Genomic DNA, 4,822 nt, shown 5'->3' with positions numbered 1-4,822 from the left:
CACGATAAAAATCACTGGACGACTGCTCAAGCTTCGGTGTGATTTCTTTATTACCTGGCGCCATACCCAATTCAAAAGCGAAATCTCGCAGTGCAGATAACTTCATCCGATGTTCATTACGGCCCTTAATTTCCGTCCAGCCATTAAAATCCGAACGATGCGCAAAGTGCTCTGCACAATCTGACGCTTCTTCCATCACTGCATTGACGCCTGAATCAACCACTGTGAATGACCCATTTACAACAGCGGCCGGTTTCCAGGCAGACAATACCGCCGTATCTGATTTCAAGGTACCGTCACCAACTAACAGCCCCAACAAATAGCCTTGCTCATAATTATATAAACCCTGCCAGGCGGCTGCTTTACGATGGTCGTTTAGCAATACACGATCACCCGCTTTTAGTTTTCCGGCCTCACACCATTCTGTTTCCGTGGTGTGACGTGTAAAACTAGAAACTCGGCGAACACGATGATCATCCGTTAAACGAAGCTGATATCCTTCCGCTGTTTGTAAACGAACCACTGGCTTAGTGGCTGTTTTAAAGAAACCCTTTTCGCCAGAAGCATGAAGCTGCCCATCAATCAGTGCATTAAAAGGTGTGCCAATCAAATCAGAAACCTGAAAAGGACCATTCGCTGTCTGCACCCAGGTATCTGCTGTAACACAAGGATTGGTTGCACGGACATTTTCCGTGAACCAGTTGTTGTTCATTTCGTTTACTTTATCGATGAGAATAAAACCCGGCTCGGCGTAATCGTAAGTGGAGCTCATGATCACATCCCATAAACGGCGCGCCTTGATGGTTTTATAAATCTTGCAGGCAATCAATCCTTCTTCATTGCTGATGTACTTGTCTTTAACTGGCCACTCTCTCCACACTACTTTTTCGGGATCAAACACATCAATGTTGTCTGCATCCACTTCTTTTTGGGTTAATGGAAAAGCCAGTTTCCAGAGGCCACCATCTTTAACAGCCTGAATGAATTCCTGGGTAATGAGCAAAGAAAGGTTGAACTGACGCAAGCGACCGTCTTCACGCTTGGCCTTAATAAACTCCAGCACATCGGGATGACCCACATCGAAGGTCGCCATTTGTGCGCCGCGGCGTCCGCCCGCTGAGGAAACGGTAAAACACATCTTGTCGTAGATATCCATGAAGGACAGTGGGCCTGATGTGTAGGCACCAGCACCTGCTACAAATGCACCTTGTGGTCGTAAGGTAGAAAATTCATACCCGATACCGCAACCTGCTTTTAAGGTTAAACCGGCTTCATGAACTTTATTTAGAATGTCATCCATGGAATCAGTCACTGTGCCGGATACGGTACAGTTGATGGTGGATGTGGCTGGTTTATAAGCCTGCGCACCCGCATTGGAAATAATGCGGCCTGCCGGTATGGCACCATGGCGCAATGCCCATAAAAATTTGTCACGCCATTCTGCTTTTTTGGCGTCAGTCTCTTCGACTTCTGACAGCGATTTGGCGACTCGCTGATAGGTTTCATCAATAGTTTGGTCTATTACCTCTCCTTCTTTTTTCTTAAGGCGGTATTTTTTATCCCAGATATCGGTAGATGCTGGCTGAAACGGAATTTCTTCGACACTGGTGTGGAGGGCCTCCAAGGATGACGCGGCTTTCATAATTCCTTATTTCTCCCCGTATTTTTGTTTTAACCTGATATCACGCGATGTGATAACAATTCGGAATAAAAATTCCGTGAATACAACTACATAAAAATCACTCTTAATCCTGCTTCCACGGAATTGAAACACAATATGTTGTGTTGCGGGGTAAAGCATAGGCACCAATGGCCGCACTGTCAATATCGATTTTCATATTTTGGTAATATTTTATGTTTATTAAAATCATTGACTTATGAGGCAATCTTAAAAATGTCAATAATTTCACGCATCTAAGTCGATAAGAATAAAAAATATGCAAAACACAATATATTGTGTTTGGCGTTCACAAGTTATCCACAGCTAATCCACCGCTTTATCAAGAACCCGCCCCTGACCTGCCTATTGATTCGTCAACTAAACGCCTGCGGATACGTTGTAACTCATTATCCATACTAAAAAAATGGACATTTATGGCCTACACTCAACAAACAACGAGTGTTCTTGTCTAAAACTTGCATCAGGACAAGTCGGCGCGGTGCTAAAAAAATAAAAAGCATGTTTGGCCAGGGATGCCAGATACCGTGTGCATGAGGGGGCACTAGAGGCATCAATGATGAGACAGATATTATCCCTGTTAGCAATTTTAAGTTTGAGTTCTTTCGCCAGCGTTCCCGTTCTCGCTGAAAACTGGGAAGTACCGGTTGTGCTCGATGGCGCTACGCCCATCACCGCTGAAGAACTCGTCGACCTGATAGATCAAATGGACAACCTGGTGTTAATCGATACCCGCCAGGTTTCACGATTTAAGGAAGGCACTATTCAGGGATCGAAATCATTGCCCAACACCAAAACATCACCTGGCACACTGTCCAACCTGGCGCCTGACAAGTTAACCCCCCTGGTATTTTATTGTGATGGATTGAGCTGCCCACACAGTATGAAATCAGTCAAAAAAGCCGTGAGCTATGGTTATGTCAATATTTTCTGGTTCAGGGGTGGTATTGACGAATGGACCGAGAAAGGATTACCCATTAAAGAGAAATAGTGGTTACACACTCGTTGTATTTGTTAGCACACTTGCCTTAGCAAACGCCTGTCACAACCAGGTGGCGATCGCTCACCGGTTTGACGACAAATTCCAGCAAGGCTTCCCGTTCAAGTTGCTCTTCCACCTCACCGACGGTATATGCCGCCAGGAGTGAGTGATAAAAATCATGTTGCAAAATTTCAGGCTCGGCACTGGCATACTCATCAACCAGTTCTTTTGCAGCGCTTTCAGAACGGGGGCGCATTAAATCCATAATAAATACTCGTGTACCCTGCCTGGCGTATTTCTTAATGGTTTGCCAAATTACCTGTGGATCATTCAAATGATGTAACAGGCTGTTACTGATAATGGCCTGATAGTTTTTCTCGGGTAACGCATCTGTGGGTAAATAAGCTTTTTGCAAGGTTATTTGCTTGCTTAATCCTGCCGTGTCAATGGCCTTTTGCCCCAGCGCAAGCATAGCTTCAGCGCCATCAACGGCCAGTAACTGCGCTTGAGGAAAGTGTTTGGCGAAACGAATGATCACGTCGCCTGGTCCACAACCGAGATCCAGCACATCACCCACAATATCCTGATTGGGAAAACTTTGTTTAAACAGCTCGATAAAGTTTTCATGAGGTTCGGCAAAGTCTGCCTCTGCATAGGCCAGCGCCTGTTCTTCACCATTCATCAGGTCGGGTTCTGGTTGTCGTTCCATGGTCATGGTTATACTCTCGTTACTTCGTATATATTTATATTATATCAAATCCTCCTCAACCCCTCTTTAAAAAGGGGGAGGCCGGAATTGATTTTGATTCCATCCTAATCCCACATGTCAGTTGGGAAAGGAATTTTCATAATTAATCTTCAGGTAATAAGGATTCACCTTTTACCAGATCATCAAAGGATTCCCGCTGCCGAACAACATGATACTGATCACCATCCACCATTACCTCTGCCGCGCGCGGCCGGGTATTATAGTTGGAACTCATGGTAAAACCATAGGCGCCGGCGGAGCGTACCGCCAGTAAATCACCGGGCTCTATCGCCAGTGCGCGATCTTTACCCAGAAAATCACCGGTCTCACAAACAGGGCCCACCACATCATAGGTCATGGATGGCGCATTATCCCGTGGTTCCACAGGCACAATAGCCTGCCATGCCTGGTACAGCGCGGGTCGCAACAAATCATTCATCGCTGCATCGACGATGGCAAAGTTTTTTTCTGTGCCGGGTTTAATATATTGCACTTCGGTTAACAACACGCCCGCATTACCGGCGATGGCGCGACCGGGTTCCAGAATAATTTTCAATCCCTGGTCTTTTAACTCATTGAGTATGGCGGTCGCATAATCCTGTGGACTGGGCGGTGTTTCATCCTGATAGGTAATACCCAGGCCACCGCCCACATCAACATGGTGCAAATTAATACCCCTGGCGTTTAATTGCTCGATCAGTGCCATCAGGCGCTTTAACGAATCCACAAAAGGATCCACTTCGCTCAGCTGCGAACCGATGTGACAGTCCACACCCACGACATTGAGGTGCTCCAGCCCATGGGCGTGCTCGTAAATGGAAAGCGCGCTGGCTATATCAATACCAAATTTGTTTTGCTTTAATCCGGTGGATATATAGGGGTGGGTCCTGGCATCTACATCCGGATTTACCCGAATGGAAACGGGCGCGCGTTGCCCCATTTCTTTTGCCACCTGGTTCAAGCGATCCAGTTCCGGGGTCGATTCCACGTTGAAGCAGTAAATACCCACTTCCAGTGCACGACGCATTTCCACGGCCGTTTTACCTACGCCGGAAAACACCACTTTACCCGGATCACCACCGGCTTTTAGCACCCGCTCCAGTTCACCAACGGAGACGATATCAAAACCCGAGCCCAGGCGAGCCAGCACGTTTAATACGGCCAGGGATGAATTGGCCTTGACGGCGTAACACACCAGGTGATCCTGCCCGGCGAACACATCATTAAAGGCGTGCCAATGACGCTCCAGAGTTGCGCGCGAATAGACATAACAGGGCGTGCCAACCTCGCTCGCCATCGAGCGCAAATCGACATCCTCCGCAAACATCACGCCGTTTTTATGTTCAAAATAATCCATAACTACCTACTGCCAGGTTACTCGTTTGTAATGTCTGTTGTAATGTCTGTTGTATTG

At 46.7% G+C, this 4,822-nt stretch carries 4 protein-coding genes; 1 reads left to right on the top strand and 3 read right to left on the bottom strand.

Translation table 11 applies throughout. The annotated features are described in order from the left end of the window. The coding region (locus tag ACWVCM_RS15890; protein ID WP_455202748.1) for a ribonucleotide reductase N-terminal alpha domain-containing protein at positions 1 to 1,642 on the bottom strand (1,642 nt) is incomplete at its 3' end. Between the two features lie 592 nt (positions 1,643 to 2,234). Between ACWVCM_RS15890 and ACWVCM_RS15885 the strand changes: the two genes are divergently transcribed. After that, on the top strand, positions 2,235 to 2,669 hold the full coding sequence (locus ACWVCM_RS15885) for a rhodanese-like domain-containing protein (protein ID WP_455202747.1): 435 nt from the start codon (positions 2,235 to 2,237) through the stop codon (positions 2,667 to 2,669). A 37-nt stretch (positions 2,670 to 2,706) separates the two neighbouring features. Here the strand turns inward: ACWVCM_RS15885 and ACWVCM_RS15880 are convergent, their stop codons facing one another. Beyond that, positions 2,707 to 3,375 (bottom strand): class I SAM-dependent methyltransferase, encoded by a 669-nt coding sequence (locus tag ACWVCM_RS15880; RefSeq protein WP_455202746.1) that lies wholly within the window; start codon positions 3,373 to 3,375, stop codon positions 2,707 to 2,709. Positions 3,376 to 3,511: 136 nt separating this feature from the next. Continuing rightward, complete coding sequence (gene lysA / locus ACWVCM_RS15875; RefSeq protein WP_455202745.1) at positions 3,512 to 4,765, bottom strand: diaminopimelate decarboxylase; 1,254 nt, start codon at positions 4,763 to 4,765, stop codon at positions 3,512 to 3,514. Positions 4,766 to 4,822 lie beyond the last annotated feature (57 nt).

The organism is Kaarinaea lacus (genome assembly GCF_975902315.1).
The sequence above is the reverse complement of the archived record's forward strand: the minus strand, read 5'-3'. Positions and strand labels throughout refer to the sequence as shown.

Bases quoted from the DNA above. Each gene is read 5' to 3' on its own strand.
- ACWVCM_RS15885 (WP_455202747.1), top strand. From the start codon at position 2,235: ATGATGAGACAGATATTATCCCTGTTAGCAATTTTAAGTTTGAGTTCT.
- ACWVCM_RS15880 (WP_455202746.1), bottom strand. From the start codon at position 3,375: ATGACCATGGAACGACAACCAGAACCCGACCTGATGAATGGTGAAGAA.
- lysA (WP_455202745.1), bottom strand. From the start codon at position 4,765: ATGGATTATTTTGAACATAAAAACGGCGTGATGTTTGCGGAGGATGTC.